Here is a 23,061-nt window from a genome sequence, read left to right on the forward strand (position 1 = left end):
GCGGGGTAGTCTGCGCGCAGCACGGGACCCGAATGCCAAATCAGCCGTACTACCCAAGGTGCTCGCCTGCGTCTGGTGCAGGCGAGTTCGTTGCCCGCGCGCATGGCCATCGTTGATCATTTCTGTCTTTTCTGCATAACCTCACGGAACCTTATTTATGAAATGGTTTGGCCGACATTGTCGGCGTTTATCGCACCTTCTGCGCTGGAGACTCCGGCGCTTCCTGTTCGTTGTCTTTGGCGTCTTGGGCGTTACCGAACCCAGTCTGGCGGACCGACCCACACTGGGGCCGTTTGAGACTCCACGGCCTGGGGAGCTTAATATCCCTGTGGGAAGCGAGCCATTCGATGCCGCACAAGCCCTGAACGGTTCATTCAGTTCACCGGAACACTGCGCGCGAGTGCCCGATAGCCTGTGGGTCGAAGTCAACGGCAAGGGAGATTGCATTCGATACTACGCGCATGGATTGTCCGGCAGCGAAAGCCCCACTGTGCTGGTTTATTTCAGCGGGGATGTCATGCTGAGAACGACGAAGGGAGTCAGGTACGTTACACAATCCTACCTGTCTGTTTCGCCCATGGAGATTGGGAAAGACATGGCTAAATGGTCGGCTGATTCCGGCCGTCCCACGCTCTATCTTGCCCGGCCGGGTATCTATGGCTCCTCTGGCGACCATAACATGCGCCGCACGCATCGCGAGATCGAACTGATGGATCGCGCACTGGACATGCTCAAGGAGCGTTACAACATTGCATCATTCATTCTGACCGGACATTCCGCGGGAGGCCAGATCGCCGCTGCGCTCCTGAACAGACGCGCAGACGTCGCGGCATCGGTGGTTTCTTCTGCCCTTGTTTCCGCCAAACAGGTCGCGGCGTACTGGGAATACAAGCGGGAAATCCCCGGTCGACTGCTTTACGATGCCCGGAGCTATTACGATCCTGTCGACGAAATCGGGCGCATTCGCCGGGATCCACGACCGGAAATCTATGTGATTTCTGATCCGGAGGATCGTGTGGTTCCCTTTTACAGCCAGCTGTATTATGTCCGCCGTCTGCGTGCCGCCGGCCTCCAGTCGCATCACATCTACGCCCATGCTCCCGGGCCGCAACATCACCTGCTCGCCGGACACGCGAAACGCGCTGCAACGCTTTTTGCTCAAGGGAAATCAGCGAAGGAAATCCACATGGCGCTTGCAGAACTTGACCTGTCGCAGGTTAAGTAAGCCACGAAAAGATGCGATCTCCAGGGAGCACTGACTGGCGTTGTCATGGTGAGGAGCATTGGTCAGCAAATCGGGCCGGGCGTGGGAGGCTGACGTGATGCCGTCAAGCGACCCATGCAGCCGATTCGTAGTGGTCCGAAAGCTCGTTGTGTCGTTGTCGCCGTCAGCCTGCGGCAGCCGATCGGACAGACCGCGCGCTTTCGTTTGGGTAGTTGTTTCCGTCGTTACGCTAGCCCGGAAGTTTCCGTCGTTACGCTAGCCCGGAACAGCATCCACTGTCGATGGACACCTGACGGTATTTTTCCTAAACTTGTTCACGGCTGGTTGCTTGTTATTCGCTGCGTCCCTGGCTTCGACAGTGAGATTTGTGGTTGAAAGTTGCCGCCTCAATTTTTGTTCCGATTTGGCTGTATGACGCTTCGAAACCGGGCTCGTGCCGAAGTTGCCTGCGATGGGATGATCGCGAAACGATGGTCGTGGGTTTGAGCAGGGGGCTATGTCTTTCGTCGCGCGTTAGGGGCACCCCCAGATACCGGCCTCGCTGGTCAAAGTCTCGATGAGCGGACGAGAAGATAAAGGTGCCTTGCGCATAAATAGGGAACTCGATGGACAGTATCGATCCGAAGCGATTCGGCAAGGTGGCAGTGTTGTTTGGTGGAGTGTCCGCCGAGCGTGACGTGTCGCTCAATTCTGGTTGTCTCGTGTTGCAGAGACTGCGCGATGCAGGCGTCGACGCACACCCCTTCGATCCATCCACGCGGCCGTTGTCAGCGTTAAAGGACGAGGGCTTTGTGCGCGCGTTCAACGTGCTGCACGGCGGCTACGGCGAAAATGGACAGATTCAGGGTGCGCTCGATTTTTATGGGATCCGATATACGGGCAGCGGCGTGCTTGGTTCGGCGCTCGGGCTGGACAAGTTCCGCGCGAAACTTGTGTGGCAGCAACTGGGTATTCCGACGCCGCCGTTCGAGGCCGTGATGCGCGGCGACGATTACGATGCGCGTGCGCAGGAGATCGTCGCGCAACTCGGGTTGCCGCTATTTGTGAAGGCGGCGAGCGAAGGCTCAAGCGTCGCCGTGATCAAGGTAAAAGCGGCCGAGGCGCTACCCTCAGCGATCGCGGAAGCAGCAAAGTTCGACGCTATCGTGCTGGTCGAGAAGAGTATCGAAGGCGGCGGTGAATACACTGCGTGCATTGCGGGCGACCTCGATCTGCCGGTCATCCAAATTGTGCCAGCGGGCGAGTTCTACGACTATGACGCGAAGTACGTTCACGATTCGACGCAGTACCTGATTCCATGCGGACTGGCATCCCAGGAAGAGATGCGCCTGAAGCAACTCGCGCGCCGCGCGTTTGACGTGCTCGGTTGCTGGGACTGGGGGCGTGTCGACTTCATGATGGATGGCGAGGGCAAGCCGTACTTCCTCGAAGTGAACACATCACCAGGAATGACCGATCACTCGCTGTTGCCGAAGGCTGCTCGCGCGGTTGGTATCAGCTATCAGGAACTGGTTGTGAGGGTATTGTCGCTCACGCTGAAGGATTGACCTCGCCGAGGGGTGTAGCAGAGTTCGTCAATCCGGTCCCGGCGTCGGCGCCCTGCTGGGTAAGGGCTGTGGGGCAATCGCAGTCCCGACCGATGAGGCCGTCACCAAGCTGTTTTACCTGGCCCTGAACAACATCAGCAAGAAGTGGACGATGCCGATCCGCGACTGGAAGGCCGCACTGAACCGTTTCACGATCCAGTTCGAAGAGCGGCTGGTGCCGGGTTAAACCTCAACCCGTTTACACAAAATTCCGGACACCCCCCAGGCCGTCAGCACGCGTGTAAAGAAGCGTTTCGCTGTTGCGCCGCGCGGTGGATAATCAGGTTGTTACCTGTTACGTGAACCTTCCTTCGAGGGGGCACCCGGCGAAAGCGTCAACTCCGCTGGCACCTATGACTCCATACGCACAACGCAATGTATTGGACCGCTTTCGCCGCTATCAGCATTTGTTGATGTTCGGCGGCGGGGCAGTGGTAACGGCGGTGGTGCTGGTTGCGTTCGTCCTGAACACGGTGGCCACTGTACGTACCTATGTTGCGCTCGAGCATCAAGAACTGATGTCCGGCGTGAACCGGCTCACCGACCTTAACTCGCGCAACGTCGTGCTTATGCAAAACGGCGTACGGCTCATCGAGGTCGCCTGGAGGGCCGGCGAACAGGCCGAGCCACGCCTTATCGAACAGTTCACAGGCAATGGCCAGATGCTTCGTCTTCAGCAGGCCCCAGATCATCTGCCGGTGCTCGTGGTGGGTGCCTCGTCTGCAACGCCTCCCGATTTGTTGGCAACCCGGTACATTCGGCTTGCTAAACAGATAAGTCAGGCGGCGACGGCAGCTTCCGAACGAAACGGAGGCCTGTTGACATTCTGGTTGTACAGGCCTGACCGTCCACTGCTCATCCTGGTACCATCGCCTGGCGATGCCCGGATGGCGACGTTGCTTGCCGATCGTGCTGCTTTTTTTTCTGCACTCGCGGGATCTGGCGGCAATCTCCTTGTTCCGCGAGACGTGCCCTTGCTCGATCCCCGCACCGGGGGGCGTGCATTTCGGTGGCTCCCTCCCTACGATAGTCCGTTAAGCGGCAGGCGATCAGTTCGAGTTGCAGCGACCCTGTTTGACAAGGAGCGGAAGCCGTTCGCCGTCGCTGTTTACGAGTTACCGGTCACCATTATCACTGCCGCTCTAGGGGAGAGTGGGCTTGACGGCTCTCTTATGCTCTTCGCGCGCAATGGACAGGTTATCGCTTCATTTTCGCGTCAACCGGTCGACCCGAAGGCGTCGGATACCGCGCGTGCTTTAGGTGTCGCAGGAATTGTCGAGCCGACAGGCAGGATCTTTCGTGACGGCCACATGCTGTTTGGCTGGCCAATCGGCGAGACTGGCGCAACGCTCGTGTTTGTGCAGTCGTGGCGCTCGATTGCCCGGGCACTGACTGGTCAGATTGGAACGTCGGCCGCGACGACTGGAGTGATCCTCCTCGTGGTGTGGTCGCTGATTCTACTGTTCAACCGGCGCGTGTTCCTGCCTGTTCTTGAGCGCTCTCGACGCGTGTTCGAGAGCGAGCACCTGAGCCGCGCGCTGATCGAGACGGCACCGGTAGGGCTGGGGCTGATTGCCGTGGAGAGCGGTAAGCCGTTGTTGCGCAGTCCGACGATGATCGAGGCCGCGGCGCGGGTGGTCCTGCCGGCGGCACGGACACTTTCGGCAGAACTGGTTCACCGTCACCGGCAACGCGCAGATGTAAGCGGTGTAACCGGTACAAACAGCATGGCGCACGAGGCGTGGTCGCTGCCGACACGCGAGGGTGGGACGATGGATCTCTCGGTGAGTGTCGTGCCGGCGCGCTACCAGGGCGAGGACGTGCTGGTGACGGCGTTCACGGACGTGACGGTGGAAAAGCGCCTCAATCGGCAACTGCGTGAAGCAAAGCAGGCGGCGGACTCGGCCAATGCCGCGAAATCCGCTTTCCTGGCGGCGATGAGCCATGAGATCCGCACACCGCTCAACGCGATCCTGGGGAATCTCGAGCTGCTGTCGCACTCGCAGCTCGATGCGCTGCAGCGTGACCGGCTGAAAACGATCCGGAGTTCATCGGACGGACTGCTTGCAATCGTGAGCGACGTGCTGGATTTCTCGAAGATCGAGGCCGGTGAGATGACGCTCGAGCGGATCGTGTTCGACGCGCAGGAGGTGGCCTCGCGGGCTCTGACGATGTTCGGGCCGGTGGCGCGGGCGAAGGGCGTGAGGTTGTCGGGCGAATTTGGCACATCGACCACTCAACCGATGCAGGGCGATCCGACGAGGCTTGGCCAGGTGATGAACAATTTGCTGTCGAACGCCATCAAGTTTTCCGGGCACGGAGAGGTGACATTGAGACTGTCGGCGGAAGCGGGCGGTGATAATCAGCCAGAGCTTGTGATCGAAGTTGAAGACAGCGGGATCGGGATATCGCCGGAGCAGCAGGCGATGCTGTTCCGCGCGTTCAGCCAGGCGGATACGACGATCAACCGTCGCTTCGGTGGCACCGGTCTGGGGCTGGCATTATGCGCGCGGCTGACGGATGCGATGGGAGGCACGATCGCAGTGCACAGCGTGCCCGGCGAGGGCAGCCTCTTTACGGTGCGGGTGCCGCTGGGCGACTGTCACGGCGAGCCTGGGCTGGATATGCCGCACTTCGAGGGCGAGCAGGTGCTGTTCGTCGCGGCGGCGGACACCTGGCACGCGTATGCGGTGCCGGCACTGGAGGCCTGGGGGCTGAAGGTACAGGCGTATCGTCATCCTGCGCAACTCGATCTGGAGGCGCTGGAGGAGGCGGATACCCTGATTGTCTGCGGCGAGCACGACACCTGGCATGCGGACGACGTCCGTCGTCTGCTGGAAGCGTCGTCCTGGATGATTGACTGCAGCGCGGAAGGACCGGCGTATCCCGTAGCGACGGGACGGGCGGTGAAGGTCTCAAGCTATGGTCTGAAAGGGCTGGCGGCGGCGCTACGCCATACCTTGCGGGGCATGCCGCTGGAGGCGGGCAAAGAGACACAGCGGGTATTGTCGCGCCGGCTGAAGGTGCTGGTGGCGGAAGACAACGCGGTGAACCGGGAACTGTTCAGCGAGCAGTTGAAGATGCTCGGGTGTGAGCCGCAGGTGGCGGAAGACGGGCTGCAGGCGCTGGAACGTCTCTCACGGGAGCGCTTCGATGTGCTGGTGACCGATCTGGCGATGCCGGTGCTGGACGGTTATGGGCTCGTGCGAGAGGCACAGGCACGCTGGCCAGAAATGCCGATCGTGGTGGCGACGGCGAGCGTGTCGCAGGAGGAGCGAGCGCGTTGCGAGGCGGCCGGGGTAATGCGGGTAGTGGCCAAGCCACTGCAGTTGGACGAGCTGTCGGCAACGCTGTCGGAGGTGAACGGCGTGCCGGGTGTGGCGGTGCAGGCGGAGGAACAGGAACAGGAAAGGAAACGTGATGGGATGCTGGGCGGCCGTGCAATGCCAGCCCACGTGCGGGCTACATTCCTGAAATCGTGCGAAGAGGCGCTGGCGGCGATCCATGCCGCGTACGATGCCGGCGACGCGGCCCGGATACTCGCCGAGTTGCATTCGTTGCGGGGCGCGCTAAATGTGTTTGGATACCGCACGCTTGCAGAGCAGTGCGCTCAAATGGAAGTCGCGATATCGAAGGAGGGTGTCGGGGCGGCGCAGGACATGATTGATGCTTTCGATAGCCAGTTGAGTGCCACTATCCTGACTTGATCCACTTGAAGTTCAAGGCCTTCATTGTCGGCGCGCTGCACAGCTTCTTCATCCGTGTATTCCTGATGCCGCAGCCGCCTTAAGCCTGCACGCAGGCCGCTCTCGCCGGTTATTGCATCGCGCGGGGCCAGGATAAAAGACGGTGTGCGTCGCACAAACATTCGTGCAGTCATGCTACTCGTTGGCACGATTAGTAATACTGGTCATATTGACATTTGTTGGGATCATATTCCATGTAGCGACGCAATCCGGATTCGTGCTTTTTGAGCAAGGTTCTTGCTGGAAAAACGCGGGCAGACATGCTAAGGTTAACTTCGAAAAGGAGTGGTAGTTCAGTTGGTTAGAATACCGGCCTGTCACGCCGGGGGTCGCGGGTTCGAGTCCCGTCCACTCCGCCAACATCTCAAGAAAGTCGTCAACCTTTTCGCGGGCTACTTAAGTGCCCAAACGCGTCGAGACTCATCACGTTTCGGCGTAGGGCATCGTCGGTTCTGTTGTATCTGCTACGCAGGCAGCGAGGTTGCAACGTGCCGGGCGGGAATAGCTGATCGGATCGTCAAGGTGCCTCCACTATCCCCCTGCTGACCATCATTCCGTACATCTGTCGCTTGCCCCGATCGGGGCTGCGATACCCAACAGCCCACGCCCCGCAACACAACACGCTGCCACGGCCGCCATTTCGTATGCCGGCGATTGACGGAGCAGGCGGTGAATCCGGTTGTGGCGATGGCGGCGTTGCACAGACACCCGCCCAACATTCCTACCTGTCGGGCAGATGAGTGGTCCTTATCGTGGCACAACCCGTCCCTGTGTCTGCTCCACTATTTAACGCTTATCGCGCGGTCTGGTTGCGGAACAGCCAGCGTCCATTCCGTTCTTTCGCGTGATGTGGCTGCTGCCTGATCTCGACCGTGATACCGCGGCCCCGTGCATCGACGATGAACGCGTCGATCAGGTCGCGCACATCGTGATCGATGTAGTCGGCACGGGTCGTGTCGATGATAACGGCCGATTGGTCAGGAATCTGCCACAGGTAGTGCTTGACCTTCACCTTGCCGACAAATGACACATCCTTGCGGAAAGACAGCAGGTAGTGGTCGTCTTGCTGCGCAAACATAACGGGACCACGCAAATTCGCACACGCGACCATGAGGACAACGACCGCGAGTCCGAGCGCGATGCCGAACAGGAGATCCACGGCGAGCACGCCGATTATCGCCGCGATGAACGGTGCGAATGCACCTGGTCCCTGTTTCGCAACGGACAGGAACAAACTCGGTTTGGCGAGCTTGATGCCGGTATGGATGAGGATCGCGGCAAGACTTGCCAGGGGGATCTGGTTAATCAGGCCGGTGAGTGCAAACACGCTGACTAGCAGCAGTATGCCGTGCACGATGGCGGACACGCGGCTCGGTGCACCTGCATTGACGTTCGCCGAGCTGCGCACGATTACTGACGTGATCGGCAGGCCGCCTATTGCTCCTGCAATCAGATTGCCCACGCCTTGCGCTTTCAGCTCCCGGTCTGGCAGAGTCGGGCGGCGCTTCGGATCGATCTGTTCGACGGCTTCCAGGCTCAGCAGCGTCTCGAGACTTCCGACGACCGCCAGCGTCAACGCGACGCGCCAGATGTCGGGGTTCAGTAGTTGCGCGAAATTCGGCCCGAGATCAGCGCTCTTGATTGCGGCGCTGAGAGCAGCAATCGAGGCGAGCTCGGGCAGGGCGACACGGTGTTCGGCGGGCGAGGCGCGGCTTGGGGACAGCAGGTCAAGCAACAGCGTCGCGGCAATGCCGAGCAGCACAACGGCGAGCGGCGCAGGGACTAGGCGCACAACCCTGAAGCGTCGCAGCGCTCGGGTTTCCCAACTGGCTAGCAGGACGAGTGACACCGTCGCGACGGCGAAGGCGGTTAGTGCGCTGAGGCTGAATGGCATGTTGCCGACGGGCATATCAAGGTCACCTGCCATGCCTAACGCGAACGGCACCTGCTTTACGATCAGCAATATGCCAATGGCGGCAAGCATACCCTTGATAACGGGCGAAGGCACATGTGCGGCCACTCGGCCTGCCTTCACCATTCCGAAGCCAAATTGAATGACGCCGGACAATAGCACGGCGAGCAGAAAGGCTGAGAAGCTGCCGAGGCGCGCAATGCCTTCGACGACGATGACGACGAGGCCCGCCGCCGGCCCACTGACGGAGAGTGGCGAGCCTCTCAGAACCGCGACGACGAGGCCGCCGATGATGCCGGACACAAGGCCTGCGAAGGGCTCAACACCAGATGCATTGGCAATACCCAGGCACAGCGGCAGCGCGACAAGAAAGACAACGACACCCGCAATCAGGTCGCGTGGGAGCGTTGAGAGTGATGCTCGTAGATTCATGATGGACGGAAAAGAGGAGTGTGATTTGGAGGGCGATTCATTGTGGTGGATCAGCCTGCGTTCTTATGTGGTGTCTCCTGGTGGGTGCTACCTGCGGAATAGCCAGAGTCGAGTTCCTCGATGCGGCCATCGGTGAGAGAAAAGATCCAGCCGTGCACTAGCGGGGCGGGGACGCTGTCACGGATGATCGCCGTGTCACGCAGCAACCTCACCCGTTCGAGCACGTTGAACTCGGAGAGCCGGTCGGCCGCCCGGTCGCTCGGTTCGCAGTCGAGCTCTGCGCAATGCCGGTGGGCAAGCGCGCGAAGTGGTGCGATGTGGCGGTTGACGTGCGGCATTCCGGAAGAGGGCGGTAGGAGAGATGCGCGTACACCGCCGCAGCCGTAGTGACCGCAAACGATCACGTGCTCGACCATCAGCGCGCGCACGGCATACTCGAGCACGCTCGCGTAACTATTGTCGTTCGGATGAAAAAGGTTGGCGACGTTGCGATGGACAAACAGCTCGCCCGGCGCACTGTGCGTGATGGCTTCAGCAGGCACCCCGACTGTCGGAGCAGCCTATCCAGAGCACACGGGGATTTTGGCCGAGCGACAGGATGGTGAAGAAATCTGGCGCGCATTCAGCGGTTTCTCGCGCCCATACGATATTGGCGAGAAGCATGCTCTTGGGACGATGCATTGCCACTAACTCCCCGATCAGGTAAAGCCTGGTCGCAAGGTGGACCCTTTGAACACAGGCTATGCAAAATGAAATGAGTTCATCGCGCGTATCGACCAGGGCATGATCCAATCGATAGTCATGCAGATCAAAACAAGATGAGGATTGGTCTGACAAGAACGTCTCACATCAAGTTCAATGAGCGAGAGAAAGAGCTGGCATTTTTTTCCGCCCGCAATATTTTTCAGAATCACAGTGCGGGCGTTTGACCAACTTGTACGGTAACCACGATGTTTTAGAAGACCTGGAATCTTCGAGCGATGTGGAATTGAGGAATTGTCAAATTGCCAGAATGACGTGAATGAGAAAGTGAGTGACGTTAGTTATGAGGGTGTAAAAAGTTTTGTGTAAACGGTCATTTGGCAGGAGACTGCCAGCAACAGGAGCATCAATGACCGTAGCGAAACGCAATAAAAGAGAGAAACCCGATCCTGAGCTCGTCAAGCTGGCAGACAGCCTGCTGGCGAATTATCAGAAGCCGGAAGACCTGATAGGGGAGAACGGCCTGCTCAAGCAACTGACCAAGATGCTGGTGGAGCGTGCGTTAGAGACGGAGATGTCCGAGCACCTGGGCCATGGCAAGAGCGAAGCGGTGAGCAATGCCACGGGCAACACCCGTAATGGTCATAGCGCCAAGACGCTGCAGGGGGAGTTTGGCGCGTTGCCGCTCAATATCCCGCGCGACCGTCAGGGGGCGTTCGAGCCGAAGCTGGTGGAGCGCCATCAGACGCGCTGGACGGGCTTCGACGACAAGATCATTTCGCTGTATGCGCGTGGCCTGAGTGTGCGCGAGATCCAGGGGCACCTGGAAGAAATGTACGGCACGGAGGTCTCGCCGACGCTGATCTCGGCGGTCACTGACGCCGTCAGTGATGAGGTGAAGGTCTGGCAGGCCCGTGCGCTCGACGCGCTCTATCCGATTGTCTATCTCGACTGCATTCACGTCAAAGTGCGCGACAGCGGCGCGGTGCGGACCAAGGCGGTGTACCTGGCCATCGGCGTGAACATGGCCGGCCACAAGGAAGTCCTGGGCCTGTGGATCGCCCAGACCGAGGGGGCCAAGTTCTGGCTGCAGGTGGTCACTGAGCTCAAGACGCGCGGCGTGCAGGACATTTTTATCGCCTGCGTCGACGGGCTTAAAGGCTTTCCTGAAGCCATTGAAGCGGTCTACCCAAAAGCGGCCGTGCAACTGTGCATCGTGCACATGGTGCGCAACAGCCTGAACTTCGTGCCGTGGAAAATGCAGCGGGAAGTCGCCGCCGACCTGAAGACGATTTACACTTCATCGACCGTCGAGATGGCCGAACAGATGCTGGGCGCCTTCGAGGCCAGGTGGGACCAGGACTATCCGTCCATCGGGCAGAGCTGGCGACGCAACTGGGCACGGGTGATTCCGTTCTTCGATTACCCACCGGAGATCAGGAAGGTGATTTACACCACGGATGCCATAGAATCGATCAACATGAGCCTGCGCAAGGTGATCAAGACCCGCAGCTCGTTCCCGACCGATGAGGCCGTCACCAAGCTGTTTTACCTGGCCCTGAACAACATCAGCAAGAAGTGGACGATGCCGATCCGCGACTGGAAGGCCGCACTGAACCGCTTCACGATCCAGTTCGAAGAGCGGCTGGTGTCGGGTTAAACCTCAACCCGCTTACACAAAATTCCGGACACCCCCTTAGTTATACTAATCTAGTAGAAAAAGCGATTCAGAATCGGATTTCCGGTTGCAGCTTCTTGTGCCTCGAAGACACCCTTGGGTATTCACCGACCAGCGTCGCACCGTTTCGTATGTGAATTCCATACCGTCCCAGCAATATCCGACTGACGCTCTCGCCGCCCGAAGCTCGTTGAAAACGAACCACTCCGTCGTCGGATCATACGGACGGCATTGCGCTATCTCCAGATATATCCCGTTGGTTTTTCGGATCAGTCAGACAGTTTGGTGGATTGAATGAGGCTAGTAAGATACCCGCCCTCGATGGCCGCCGTTACATTAAGCATTTCAAAATTCGATTCATAAATGCAGTTGACCGATCGAGAGAGCAATGAAAATCAAGCTGATACTTGCAGACGACCACCCGGCATTAATCACTGGCGTGAAATATGAACTATCCAGAGTCCATACTCTCAGCGTCCTTGGGACGGCGCAGGATTCGACGGAAATCGTCAATTTTCTGTCAAATGTCGAATGTGACATTCTCATCACAGACTACTCCATGCCTAGGGGAGAATACGGTGACGGGATGGCCATGCTTTCGTTCTTAAAGCGCCGATATCCCGACCTTAAGATAATCGTCTTCACCACGATCGACAATTTCGCCATTGCTTCCAAGATGCGGAAAATTGGTATCCAATCCGTACTGAACAAATCGAAAGATGTTGACTATCTGATTACCGCCATACATGCAGTTCACGCGGGTGCAACCTACTTTTCACCGACTTCACGCGAGCAACCCGGAAGAGTCGGCCCAACGCAAGCCATACCCCCGCGCAATCTTTCGGGGCGGGAAGCCGAGGTTGTACGTCTGTACGTGTCCGGCGTCACGATTAACGAAATAGCCGCCCAGTTGAATCGGACGAAGCAGACAGTGAGCGCACAGAAAAGGGCGGCGATGCGCAAGCTTGGCATAGAACGTGACGCTGATTTATTCAGGTTTGCATATGAAAGCGGATTTTCGGCCTCCGCGATTCACGCAGAGGATATCGACGCGAATGTCAGGTTATAGCTGCGGATTCAACCGGTCGATGCAACACAATAGAAGCTGCGTGAGCAGCGGGAGTGTTGCAAATGAAGTACCGAACCCGGATCTATTACAGCGAGAGCCAGAAAGCGTTAATGTGGGAACTCTGGCGGAAAGGTGAATCGCTCCAGCATATTGCGCAACTGTTCGATCGGAATCACTCGTCGATACAGGGAATTCTCGCGGAGACAGGCGGGTGCGGCCGTCGAACGGCTGTCGGACAACGGCCCTGCCTACATCGACCATCGCACGCGCAGCTTCGCTCGCGGGTTCCGGCGAACTGCTGCGCCATCAACCTAACGGGGCACGTCCTGAGTTACAGGAGCAACTCCAGCCTCTTTCTATGCGTCGCCACAACCCCAAAAACAAATTTATGACGAGTCCGACTGGTGTAAAAGAAAAATAACACCCGTCGCATTTCCGTCGATACTCAGAAAAATAGAATGTATGAAAGGCGTTGGTTGATGCTATTTGCATAGCAAGTGCTTTTATTCCAGCATGAATATTCCGAGTGCGATCTGAATTCATAAAACTCACGGCAATGAAGGGTTTTGGATTGTGCACCTGGAGTCGCAACTCAGACGAGATGGCGCGAAAAACTGTCTTTCCGATAGATCGCGAGGTAGTAAAGTGCAAGGAATAATCAATATTATTGTGGCCGATGACCACCCTGTCGTATTATCGGGTGTCAGAATGGTACTGAGCGGACATACTGATTTAAGAATGGTAGCGACTGCGTGCGACTCGACGGAGGTTGTTGAACGTCTTGCTCGCGTGCCCTGCAATGTACTCGTCACTGACGACGCGATGCCCGGAGGCGAATACGGCGACGGAGTTCCCTATCTGGCGTTCTTGAGAAAGTGTTTTCCGGATTTGAAGATCATCGTATTCAGTATGAATGGCGACCCTGATCTTCGACGGTCGCTCGCACGGATTGGAGTGCATTCCCTTATTCTAAAGAGTGCTGACGTCGGCGAGCTTGTATCGGCAATACGCAGTGCGTTCTCGGGCAACCTTTGCAACTTCAGTTAGCAACGTTTGGCTGTTATTTTTGTTGAGTTCTGGTTCATTTTTTCAGGGCGATATAAGTCTTTCCCTTCTTCGGCAGTTTTACAACTTGCGATGTAGTGTGAAGATCAAAGGAAATCGAAATGTCGAATAACAAAGAGGCCGCAACTGTTCAGGCGCTACTCGCGTTCGTCAATCTCCAAAAGAATGAAGAGCGCGAATTTTTAGTAACAATGAACCTCCTGCTTCGAGCCTCTCCAAAAGGACGGCGGGAAATCATTGCCCAACTTCAGGGGAAAACTTTGGTGAACTCTGATGTTCCCGGAAGGCCATAGGCATTGTCGTCGCTGGCCCGGCGCGGCGAATACAACGGTTTGATAGCCGTTATCGACGGGCGGTTTCAAGAGTGAAGCGCAACGGCGGGATTAATGTTTAGAGCTTTGAGGTTGACTTGCTGATGCGAGGGTCGCGGCGAAGACCTCGAATGGTGAATGGAAGTTGTGAGTTGCACGAGGCCGGCTGTTCAGGCTGTCGGCGATGGCGTCGAGTTCATCCTGACTGTAGACCGAAAGGTCGGTGCCTTTTGGCAGATACTGTCGCAGCAGCCCGTTGGTGTTTTCGCAGGTGCCGCGCTGCCAGGGACTGTGCGGGTCGCAAAAATACACGTTCACGCCGGTTGCGGCAGTGAGCTCTTTGTGGCGCGACATTTCTTTGCCCTGGTCATAAGTGAAGCTCTGCCGCAGTGGCGCGACAATCGAATTGAGTTTGGCGGAGAAGCCCGCCAGCGCCGAAGCTGCGGTGGCGTCTTCCATCTTTGCGAGCAGCACCAGGCGGCTGGTCCGTTCAACCAGAACGCCGACCGAGGACTGATTGCCCGCGCCCTTGTCGGGTAAGAACGTACCGTTACCGGCACGTTCTCCCCTAAGAACCGGACGGGCGAGTCACCTCGCATCCGGCTCAAGCCATTCTTCAGCACCATGGGGTGGCACCGGACAAGCCGACGGGATGTTTCGCGGCGCGACGACGGGCAAAGTAGGACGTCCATGCCGGATCAAACGGATTAGCGGGCCCACGGATCTTGACGTGACGCATGATTGCGACCGTCATTGCGCGGAATAGCCGCAGACTGCCGATGCTGCCGTCAGCCCGGGTTTCTTCCGTCGCAAAGTCCCATGACCGCTGTCCGTCTGTCCGGAAGTATCGCCTCCTCACCCATCGTGCTCCTTTCGTGGGGTGCCTGCGCACAGCCCACTTCCAGAGCAGTTGCCAGATGTGCGAGTCTATCAATGAGAAGGTTGCTTTCGCCACGACGTGGCGGTGATACATGGCCCAGCCCCGGATGAGCGGGTTGAGTTGCCGTATCAGCGCTTCCTGGGTGGCGCCCGCGTTGCCCTTGATGACCTCCCGGACCTTGTCAAGCAACGATTTGATGCTCTTCTTCGCTGGCTTGATCAGCAGTTTGCCGCCGTACTTGCGTACGTTCTGGCCAAGGAAATCGAGACCCTCCGTTATGTTCGTGATCCGGGTTTTCTCCTCCGACAGTTCCAGACCACGGTCCGCCATGAAACGACGGATCGCCGGAAGAACGCTGGATTCGAGCACTTCTTTCGAAGCACCGGTCACCACGAAATCATCGGCATACCGGATAACGTTGAGCTTGGCCGTGCGGCGTGCGAGTTTCGAGACACCGATACTCGCGTGTACTGCTGCCTCAAGTCCATCCAGCGCCATATTCGCGATCACGGGCGAGATGATACCGCCCTGGGGCGTGCCCGCCCGCGATTGGAACAGGGTTCCCTCATCAATATAGCCAGCCTCAAGCCACTTGCGCAGGACCGTCTTGTCCATCGGTATGTGCTCCAGGAACCAGAGGTGACTGAAGTTATCGAAACAACCCCGTATGTCACCTTCCAGAACCCACTCTGGCGATACACGCCTTGCCAGAGTGATGAAGCACTGTTCGATGGCGTCGGCAGTCGAGCGTTCGGGCCGAAAGCCGTAGGAATTCAGGTCCGCCAGGGTCTCCGCAATGGGTTCCAGAGCGAGCTTCCATAAAGCCTGCATCGCCCGACACCGCATACATGGGATTCCTAAAGGACGCTTCTTTCCATTACTCTTGGGAATGTAAACACGCCGCAACGGCATCGCACGATAACCCCGATGACGCAGCGACAACACGCCTTTACATCTGGCCGCCGAGGATGACCAGATCCTGCCGTCCACCCCCGGCGTTCTCTTGCCGCGATTTTCCGTCACCCGCTTCACGGCCAGCATCTTGCCGCTATGCGAGCGGGTCAGCAGACGTTGCAAGGATTGCACCTTGCCCCACCGGCCTTCCCGGACCGCCTTGGCGATACGCAACTGAAGTCGTCTCACCTCTGCCTCGATGGATGCCCAGTTTGCCTGGTCCCACATCCGGGCAGCGTGCGAGGGCGCACCAGCGCCCGACACTTCCGTGTCGTGCGCCGTCATCTGCTTTCCCTCGTATAACGATTGATCAAGTTTCTCTCGCCATGAATGACCGCGCGGAAGTCTGCCCGCTTTCGCGTCGGGCAATGTTTCAGCCCGTATCCCGTCCGTTACAGCCGGGCATTCGCTTTCTCCGCATTCCTTTACCCGCACCGCCAACAGCTCGCCTTGCGGTTCGCCTGCCCATTGGGCAGCGATACGGGCTTACCCTGTTCCACATGATTCTCCGGATGGTTCGGACCCGTCCTATGCGCCGGCGGCGTACTGTCCATGATGGCCCATTCATCAGAAGCCATTCCTTGCCGCATACCGTTTTTTGGTTCAAGCCTGTCAGCACGTTTGGCTTGTTAGGCGTAACGGCGCGTTTCGGACGTTCACATGTGTTGGTCGTACCCACCCATCCCTTGCGCCTCTCCGCCTTTGTGCTGGCAGATTCCGCCTTACCTCACGGCTAGGCGTACCGGGTATCCGGCGGCTACGTTGTCCCCGAGGCTTCACACAGAACTGTTACCGGTTCTGCATGCCCGGGTAGGGAACAGCTGATGGAACAGCTGGTTTCATCAGGTCATACCTGCCCCCGTGAAACAGAGAAACATGCGACTTGCAGGTCGCACGATGAAGTCGCCTTCCCAGTGTCCGGGCAGCAGTCGGTCCTCGATTTCGGGCGGCCGCACATGAATACTGACCATGTCGGGAATCTGTCCGCGTCGGTCTGTGCCGCGTGTACGCGGCATGCGTGTGCTGTGACCATGGCGCAGGCAGGCGATGAGTTGACGGCGCAGTTCGCCGCGCGGCTGGGCGTAGATGGCCGTGTAGATGGTTTCATGCGAAACCTGCTGGGTCGGGTCGGTCGGATACATACGTTTCAGTGTGCCCGATATCTGCTGGGGTGACCATTTCCACTCGAGCAGGGTGAGAACGATACGCCAGCAGACGCTTTGCAGGCAAAGCTTTGTGGGGCGGCGCCCCGTGCTGCGGCGTGAGGCGCTGAGCGCTTCAGCTGGTGCCGATGCGTAGCCTGCGGGAGAGCTGTTTCGCGTCAGTTCACGGCTAACGGTGGCCGGCGAGCGCCCGAGTATCCGGGCCATGGCCCGGATACTCGAACCCTGCAGATGCAGGCTTGCAATGGTCAGGCGCTCTTCAGGTTGAAGTTGCTGGTACTTTCTTTCGTGCATCGCAACACCTTATACGAAACGGTGTTGCACTTCAGATTTGAGGCCGCCACGGCAAACACCATCAAGCAGACGGTTGATTGAGCGGCTCCGCGCGATAAGCCTCGTTCGTATGGGCGTCGTCAAAGGTGGCAAATTCATTTTTCACGCGCTCGCCGGCTGAGGCCCACAAATACCTGGGCACGACATTGGCGATTTACCGAAGAAAACCCGGCGCACTTTGCGCCACGAGACGCGCAACGGCTCATCCGCCACGTTTCCAAAGTATTTGGGCGTAGATTAATTTCTCTCAAGGCTTGACGCTGCCAGCGCATGGCACGGAAGGTTTCGGGCCTGCACCACCGCGAGATGTGAAACGGGAATCGAACCGACCAGCGACCGCAGTCCGTCCTTTATTCCGTTGCGCTCGAGCGACGTTGTCAGTTGCTGAGGTCGTCGCGAAGATGGCGAGAAGAAGAAATCAAAATCGCGGCTTCACGATCACCATTTGTCCGCTGACGTCATCGGTGCGCGATTAATGGGACGTACGCTCGAGTGTCTCGACACTATTCATCTGAGCCAAGCGATAGCCATAACCGTAAACCGCTGCGAGCCGATAACCGTTTTCCGGTCGCAGATTGAGCTTGGCACGTAGTACCGACACGTGCGTGTCAATTGTCCGCGACGAGATTTCGGCGATCTGATTCCAGATTACATCGCGAATGTGGGCGCGAGACAACGGTCGGCCCAAGTGTTGGAACAGCAGCAGTGCAAGTTCGAATTCCTTTGGGGTCAGCGCAGCAGCGGTACCCTTAAGCAGCGCCTGCTTCGCAATCAGATTGAAGTCGTAATCTCCATAGACTTCGCGCCCAGCAGCACTGAGCTGATAGGTGCGTCGCAACAGCGAACTGACGCGCGCGAGCAGGACCCTTCCAGGGACCGGCTTGACGACGTAATCGTCAGCTCCGTGATTAAGTATTGACGCGATATCCGCTTCACTGCTGCGGCTCGTCATGAACAGAACAGGAAGTCGTTCAGAGAGGCTACCTCGAACCCAGCACAAGATCTCTTTGCCCGACATGTCTGGCACGTTCCAGTCGAGAATGAGTAGATCAAAGGTCTGCCGTCTCAGTTGCCGTGCCAGTTCCCGGCCTGAGGAAAACGCGTGGCAGATATGCCCTGCCGACGATAACGTCTGAGAGCAAAAGTCGGTTTGTGCCTGATCGTCGTCTAGGACAGCAATTCTCATAGAATCCTCAAAAGTATTGTCAAGTTGTCGTTCAGCGCGAGTTCTCTAATGGACTGCCCACATCATCGATGCCTCTTCGTAAAAAGGCCCCGAAAAAAAGCGCATTTTCGTGATAAGTATTGGTAAATTAATAATAAAAATTACAAAGGCACTGATGAAATCATTAACTAGTTCGTAGTCGATCGGGTGCTATATCGACATGCTTTTACTGCAGTAGGGTTGCGAATCACGGGAGTTCCTTTTGCGGACGGTGCAGATGCAACCGCAGATTCCGGCTCATTCCCGTCTTGATGGTCGGTTAGATCTTGCCGAGCGCGTTAGTCTTGACGTCCCTGGTTGGGCGTCTCGTCTGGGATTAGGCTCCTGAAAATAGCTCGCCAGCCGGATCAACCGCAGACGCGTTGCTTGGTCGGCGGCAAACATCTTGATAGCAGCAGACCGATGCGGCCCGGATGGCCGTCGACCATCTAGTAGATCTTGCGCGTGAGCTGTTTGAGAAACCGCTTCGTGAGTTCGATGAAGGTGGCATTTATGAGCATTCCTTCGAAGATCATGAAGTTCAACTCGCCGCGGTTGGAGATCGCCGCAATCATGTTATAGCTTGAAGGGCTTTTCGGCCGCACGCACCAGCGTCTCGCCTTGCGGGGCAAAACTAGTACCGTTCACACGGTTGCTGTGCAAACCCGTTTCTTCGTTCCAATAGATCCCATGCGCGCATTGGTGGCAAGTGGGGAGGTCCACTGCATAGACCGAAAATTGTTCAGCGCGACCGGGGCTACAGTTCTGAGAATCATCGACAGCGCCTGTAAAAACATGGCGTCACGCCGGCGCTCGCAAAAATCGGTTCGCCACACGGCAGCGGTCTCGGAGAAACGCATTGGCCAGTCGAACGATCGATTGCGTGGCTTCGCTCGTTTTGACGCCTGAAGATTCGCTACGAACGATACGCCCATATCCATGAAGATTTCCTTTCTCTCGCTTGCGCTTTGATGTGTTGAGCGTGTCTCAAGGCGATGTTTAACTAATTTCGAAACAGCTTCTAACGGTAGAACTTGTCATCGCAAAAAGCGAGAGCGGTCGTCTTTGGCATGTCTATGCCGATGAGCTGTATTCGTCGCGGTCTGTCAATGCAAGCGCCATCGCCGAGTTAGCCGCGAGGAATGGCAGATGTGATCCGTGCATGCCCGTGCGCCTGTCCGAATCAGTTTTCACGATTCACGGCATTCAGCCAATATGACACGTATGAATTTTGGGGCTCTGGCGAATTAGAAGAGGCCCGTATTGGACTTTCTGTCAACGCGTGGCTTAACCGCCCAGATCGGGCGGAAACTTGCCACCCTTTGCGGCCAGCGTCGCCGTCACCCTCGCTATGCAGCCAGATGTTCACGCTCGCCGAGTCATTCAAGTGTCCGGAATACTTCAGATCCTGCGTCAGCTGTTTGCGATATTCAACGCTTCTGTGCCGGATCAGGAGCAGGCTCAACTGTCGGCGTCCTCGCGTCGGGATTTGCCTCGTGGAACAGCTTGTTCACGATGTCACCGAAGATGCCCAATTTTTTCCCATGAGTCGAAATTGGCCTGTTGGCAAACCCGTCGGCGTCATGAATCGCGCGGGGATCAGCCCAGCAAGTTGGATGCACTAGCTTGCGCCGGCGATCCCGTGAAGAACAACCGATAAAAGCGAGGAGGTATAAGGTGCGCCGCTTTACAAGTCCGAAATTGCATGCCTCCGGTCAAAGCAAATTGGGCGGGCAAAGAGTCGAATCTCCATGAACCTCTGGCGCTCGTCTGAGGTCGTCGAGCTTCGTGATTGTGCCGTGCGCGACGGCGATGCGACTCGCTGCCGCAGGTCGATACTTACGGGGACAGAGTTCTTTCGGATTGGTCACATAGGGCGAAATGGGGCGCCGCCTTACTCTATCTCTATCGCATCAACCCTTTTAGGACTCGCATGTAGATAGCGAAGGGACCCTTTCCAACGGTTTCTGACCGGATTGTGTAGCGCGGAAGGGTACCCAGACTGTTGGATTTTCGCTCTATCCCATTTCCGCCCGCTGCCGCGCGTTTCAAGCACTGTCATTTACGCCTGCAGCCCTCTATTTTGACTGCGAGGTTTTGACATGATGTCGTTCCACTTTCTAGGTAACACCTTCCCCAAGGCGCAAGCCATTGCCATCGAAGTGGGCAATTCTGTGCGTTCCAGATGTAAATCTCCAGCGAGTTCCATCGCGGGTGCAGGAGTGCTGTGTGGCATGGTCGCGATTCTCGGCCTATCAGTTTCGACTGCAGCACCAGAAATATTCAATCGCGTGAAGGCATCCAGCGCGATCTGGTCCGGCCTTGGGGTGACCGTGCCGGCTGCGCAACCCGTCGAGCGACCTCGGCAGATGTCCGAAGGTTCGGCCGATATTGCCGGCAAGTTCAGCGGGTTCGTTGGCGACGCTCAAAATAGTCCGCTATCTGGGGCTGTGCCGTTTGTCGTGCCGGAGGCCGAAATCGGGTCATACGCTGGGCGGATCGAAGGCAACTTGCGCGATACTCTGGTGCGGGCCGACGTGCCGGTCGAGATACGGGAACAGATTGCACGTATTTTTGCCTCCCGGCTCGACGTTGCGGCGCCCGCGCAGAAGGGCGACACCTATCGCGTTTTCCACGGGCGCGATGCCGCGGCGCCACAGCGCAGGCGCGTGACGGCCGTCGAACTCCGCTCAGGCGCTAAGGTCTACCAGGCCGTGTGGTTTGTCGCACCGGGGCACGCCAACGGGGACTATTATTCATTCGACGGACGGCGGCTTGCCGCTGAACCCTTTTCGATGCCGCTCGATTACGTTAGGGTCAGTTCGACTTTCGGCAATCGTGTCCATCCGGTCGGCGGCAAGCAGCATTTTCACACCGGCGTGGACTTTAGCGCGCCGAAGGGGACGCCCGTAGTGGCGGCTGCTTCGGGAACCGTGAAGTTCGTAGGCAACGAAAGCGGATATGGGCAGTACGTTGTGCTCAATCATCCGCAAGGCTATACGACGTATTACGCACATCTGTCTAGCTTCGCCCGCGATTTGCGCGTTGGCGCGTCCGTGACTGAAGGACAACGACTCGGCGCAGTAGGCAGCACCGGCAGGTCCACGGGACCTCACCTGCATTTCGAGGTGCGGCGGAACAATCACCCTACCGATCCACTCGCATTGACGAGCCGAACTGGCGCTTCGCCGCTTACGGCCAGTCAGCGCATCGCGTTCGACGGTATGACGGGCGCCATGCGTGAGCAACTGGCGGCGTTAGCGGTCGACGCCCCGACGGTCAGGACAGCATCGAACGCCGGACGCACGCTGAACCACGCAGAGAATCCTAAAGACTCGTTGGTCTGAGTTACGACACTATGATTCTCTGGATGAGTCGGTCGCTTCGCGCTCGGTGAGTCTCGCGTGCTTCAGTCGATATTTTCCGTGACTGGCATGTCAACTTGCCGAATGACGTGCATGCGAAATCGCATGACATAAGTTTGGCTCACCTGGTTGGCAAGGCGATCCGGAATCGGATTTCCGGTTGCAGCTTCTTACGCCTCGTAGGCCTCCTTGCGTGTCTGCCGCTTCTGTTGCGCGTTCGCGCTGTACCGGCAGCGTTTGAACCGATTGCTCACCTGAGCATGAGCCGACGCGAATCGCGTCAGATAGCGCGCTGATTTGGAGCGTGCAACACTTTTTCGCGCACTCGCGTCGGCTGGTGCCAGTTCTCCGCCCGGTTGTGCAATTCTTTGTGCTGTCGGGGTTCCACGTCATTGGTGATCAGAACACGCGGAGCGCGGCGGTGCTTCCTAAGCAGATCACGCATGATGTGCGTCGCCGAATGCCACTCGCGCCGGCTTTGTGTGAGTACATCCGGTACCGCGCCAGGCTGGTCCATAGCACGCTACGGCGGGTACTGCTTGCCGTCGATCGTGATCACCACATCGTTGAGGTGCCACCTGTTGGCCCGGTCCAACGCGGTGGAACGGATGCGTCGAGCAATGGCAAGCCCGAACTTCACCGATCAGCGTCGCACCGTTTCGTACGTGAGCTCAATGCCGCGCCCAGCCAGCGATTCTCTGGCTATGCGCAAGTATCGCCACACCGCCTAGCCAATCACGTCGGACGGAAATCGGTAGCCGGCATAAGAAATGACGTCTGTGGCAGGTGTGTCGTGTTGCTTCTCGCCGCGATCCCGTCAACATGCCAGCAACGTGAAGATACCTGCATGGGTGAGGCGGCATTTTCGAATGTCATAAAGACCACGATTCTGAGCTGAGTGCAGGATACTTTCGCAGCAGGAAGGCTAAAAACCTCAAGCCGTCACCGTACTATCCCCATGGCATCGCGTATTCCGTGACGAGGATGTCGCAAGAGGAAGCGTCTAGCGACTTGCATGGTTCGCCTGAGTCCTTCGCCGTGCCTAAAACGTCTAGTGGGAGGACTACAGCCAGTTATTGCTTAATGCCGAAAAAGCACCGCGGGATGATCGTCAGCGAGCGCGATGCGGGATCTTCATTGCGCTCAATACAGTCTGCACAGAGATGAGTGAGGCAGGGGTGAAGAACCACTGTTGGCAAAAATGTTCGCGAGTACTGACTCGTCCGAACCTACTCGCGAAGCCTTGAGTCACACTCAGTGCGCACGCCGGCACGTTGACGGGTCTGATTATTATTTGCTTTCGCATCGCATGGGTCTGATTTGTGGGGGCGGCTGATCGGATCCGCTCTCGCGCCGCGATAATCGTTTTGGTCCGGTGCGCTACGTCAGTGTGATTGTCAAAGGTGCATCGATAGTCTCCAGAACGAACCGGTGCC

13 protein-coding genes, 1 tRNA gene and 7 pseudogenes are annotated in these 23,061 nt (G+C 57.7%); 13 read left to right on the forward strand and 8 right to left on the reverse strand.

Going from position 1 to position 23,061, the window contains the following annotated elements; genetic code table 11:
* Nucleotides 1-157: 157 nt before the first annotated feature.
* The 5 genes and pseudogenes from OKW30_RS28290 (at nucleotide 158) to OKW30_RS28310 (ending at nucleotide 6,916) form a co-directional block, all read left to right on the forward strand.
* The gene (locus tag OKW30_RS28290) at nucleotides 158-1,225 is read left to right on the forward strand and encodes an alpha/beta hydrolase family protein (RefSeq protein ID WP_429348236.1); all 1,068 of its coding nucleotides are present in this window, start codon (nucleotides 158-160) and stop codon (nucleotides 1,223-1,225) included.
* A 605-nt stretch (nucleotides 1,226-1,830) separates the two neighbouring features.
* Nucleotides 1,831-2,772 (forward strand): D-alanine--D-alanine ligase, encoded by a 942-nt coding sequence (locus OKW30_RS28295; RefSeq protein ID WP_184012006.1) that lies wholly within the window; start codon nucleotides 1,831-1,833, stop codon nucleotides 2,770-2,772.
* 85 nt (nucleotides 2,773-2,857) lie between these two features.
* Nucleotides 2,858-2,998: pseudogene (locus OKW30_RS28300) on the forward strand (IS256 family transposase); the annotation flags it as partial.
* Nucleotides 2,999-3,191: 193 nt separating this feature from the next.
* Complete coding sequence (locus OKW30_RS28305; protein WP_429348237.1) at nucleotides 3,192-6,518, forward strand: ATP-binding protein; 3,327 nt, start codon at nucleotides 3,192-3,194, stop codon at nucleotides 6,516-6,518.
* A gap of 321 nt (nucleotides 6,519-6,839) precedes the next feature.
* Nucleotides 6,840-6,916: transfer RNA gene (locus tag OKW30_RS28310), tRNA-Asp, on the forward strand.
* A 434-nt stretch (nucleotides 6,917-7,350) separates the two neighbouring features.
* Here OKW30_RS28310 and OKW30_RS28315 read toward each other — a convergent pair.
* Nucleotides 7,351-8,901, reverse strand: coding sequence for a SulP family inorganic anion transporter (locus OKW30_RS28315; RefSeq protein ID WP_429348238.1), 1,551 nt, complete (start codon nucleotides 8,899-8,901; stop codon nucleotides 7,351-7,353).
* A gap of 50 nt (nucleotides 8,902-8,951) precedes the next feature.
* A pseudogene (locus OKW30_RS28320) lies at nucleotides 8,952-9,582 on the reverse strand (carbonic anhydrase).
* Between the two features lie 430 nt (nucleotides 9,583-10,012).
* Here OKW30_RS28320 and OKW30_RS28325 point away from each other — a divergent pair.
* From OKW30_RS28325 to OKW30_RS28345, 5 genes and pseudogenes are all read left to right on the forward strand, one after another.
* Nucleotides 10,013-11,263, forward strand: a complete 1,251-nt coding sequence (locus OKW30_RS28325; protein WP_184074366.1) for an IS256 family transposase — start codon at nucleotides 10,013-10,015, stop codon at nucleotides 11,261-11,263.
* 406 nt (nucleotides 11,264-11,669) lie between these two features.
* Complete coding sequence (locus OKW30_RS28330; RefSeq protein ID WP_184074364.1) at nucleotides 11,670-12,350, forward strand: response regulator transcription factor; 681 nt, start codon at nucleotides 11,670-11,672, stop codon at nucleotides 12,348-12,350.
* 62 nt (nucleotides 12,351-12,412) lie between these two features.
* Nucleotides 12,413-12,562, forward strand: a pseudogene (locus OKW30_RS28335) (IS30 family transposase); the annotation flags it as partial.
* A 457-nt stretch (nucleotides 12,563-13,019) separates the two neighbouring features.
* The gene (locus OKW30_RS28340; RefSeq protein ID WP_410452669.1) at nucleotides 13,020-13,397 is read left to right on the forward strand and encodes a response regulator; all 378 of its coding nucleotides are present in this window, start codon (nucleotides 13,020-13,022) and stop codon (nucleotides 13,395-13,397) included.
* Between the two features lie 119 nt (nucleotides 13,398-13,516).
* Entirely contained in the window at nucleotides 13,517-13,708 is a 192-nt protein-coding gene (locus tag OKW30_RS28345) for a hypothetical protein (RefSeq protein WP_184074360.1), read from the forward strand.
* 90 nt (nucleotides 13,709-13,798) lie between these two features.
* Here the strand turns inward: OKW30_RS28345 and OKW30_RS28350 are convergent.
* The 4 genes and pseudogenes from OKW30_RS28350 to OKW30_RS28365 all read right to left on the reverse strand — a co-directional run.
* Nucleotides 13,799-14,257, reverse strand: a pseudogene (locus tag OKW30_RS28350) (IS30 family transposase); the annotation flags it as partial.
* A gap of 85 nt (nucleotides 14,258-14,342) precedes the next feature.
* Nucleotides 14,343-15,995 (reverse strand): group II intron reverse transcriptase/maturase, encoded by a 1,653-nt coding sequence (ltrA, locus tag OKW30_RS28355; protein WP_429349182.1) that lies wholly within the window; start codon nucleotides 15,993-15,995, stop codon nucleotides 14,343-14,345.
* A gap of 461 nt (nucleotides 15,996-16,456) precedes the next feature.
* Nucleotides 16,457-17,017 (reverse strand): annotated as a pseudogene (locus tag OKW30_RS28360) (IS30 family transposase); the annotation flags it as partial.
* A gap of 511 nt (nucleotides 17,018-17,528) precedes the next feature.
* The gene (locus OKW30_RS28365) at nucleotides 17,529-18,242 is read right to left on the reverse strand and encodes a response regulator transcription factor (RefSeq protein ID WP_184073966.1); all 714 of its coding nucleotides are present in this window, start codon (nucleotides 18,240-18,242) and stop codon (nucleotides 17,529-17,531) included.
* Between the two features lie 452 nt (nucleotides 18,243-18,694).
* On the opposite strand from OKW30_RS28365, the gene OKW30_RS28370 reads away from it, so the two are divergent.
* Nucleotides 18,695-18,847, forward strand: coding sequence for a hypothetical protein (locus OKW30_RS28370; RefSeq protein WP_184073968.1), 153 nt, complete (start codon nucleotides 18,695-18,697; stop codon nucleotides 18,845-18,847).
* Nucleotides 18,848-18,958: 111 nt separating this feature from the next.
* Nucleotides 18,959-19,240: pseudogene (locus OKW30_RS28375) on the forward strand (transposase); the annotation flags it as partial.
* Between the two features lie 203 nt (nucleotides 19,241-19,443).
* Here OKW30_RS28375 and OKW30_RS28380 read toward each other — a convergent pair.
* The gene (locus OKW30_RS28380; RefSeq protein WP_409340076.1) at nucleotides 19,444-19,725 is read right to left on the reverse strand and encodes a DUF3597 family protein; all 282 of its coding nucleotides are present in this window, start codon (nucleotides 19,723-19,725) and stop codon (nucleotides 19,444-19,446) included.
* Between the two features lie 637 nt (nucleotides 19,726-20,362).
* On the opposite strand from OKW30_RS28380, the gene OKW30_RS28385 reads away from it, so the two are divergent.
* Nucleotides 20,363-21,607 (forward strand): M23 family metallopeptidase, encoded by a 1,245-nt coding sequence (locus OKW30_RS28385; RefSeq protein ID WP_262421573.1) that lies wholly within the window; start codon nucleotides 20,363-20,365, stop codon nucleotides 21,605-21,607.
* A gap of 188 nt (nucleotides 21,608-21,795) precedes the next feature.
* Here the strand turns inward: OKW30_RS28385 and OKW30_RS28390 are convergent.
* A pseudogene (locus OKW30_RS28390) lies at nucleotides 21,796-22,397 on the reverse strand (IS6 family transposase).
* Nucleotides 22,398-23,061 lie beyond the last annotated feature (664 nt).

Source organism: Paraburkholderia sp. Clong3, from assembly GCF_050436485.1.
Taxonomy (GTDB): domain Bacteria; phylum Pseudomonadota; class Gammaproteobacteria; order Burkholderiales; family Burkholderiaceae; genus Paraburkholderia; species Paraburkholderia tuberum.